The following is a 364-nucleotide window of genomic DNA, read 5'->3' on the forward strand; positions in this document are numbered from 1 at the left end:
ACGAATGGTGGGGGTCTGTCCTGCGTGCATCCCGGCATGTACGGCATATTCACCGTGATCGAGGCAGCGCGCCAGATCGACACCGTTCAACTGAATGCCGGGGGCATCGCCACGGATCTGGCGCTGGCGCATGGCAACGGCGGTGTGCTGTCCAGTCAGGTCACGGCAATCTTGGGGTCGCAAAACACCCTCTAAGAACGAACAAGGGAGGAAAGATCATGCCATTGGATTTCGACGCGCTGTCGAACTGGGACTTCGAAGAGATCGAACAGACGCTGACCGAGCGGGATACCATCCTGTATGCGCTCGGCCTTGGGTTCGGCGAGAATCCCACCGACAAAAAGGAACTGGCCTATGTCTATGA

The 364-nt window shown here is 58.0% G+C and carries 1 protein-coding gene; it reads left to right on the top strand.

Annotation, left to right across the window (positions count from 1 at the left end; genetic code table 11):
* Window positions 1-195: thiolase C-terminal domain-containing protein (locus tag A3722_RS17255; RefSeq protein ID WP_443068790.1), on the top strand; the 195-nt coding region annotated here is incomplete at its 5' end.
* Window positions 196-364: the final 169 nt, after the last annotated feature.

It is taken from the genome of Sulfitobacter sp. HI0027, assembly GCF_001634775.1.
Lineage (GTDB): Bacteria > Pseudomonadota > Alphaproteobacteria > Rhodobacterales > Rhodobacteraceae > Sulfitobacter.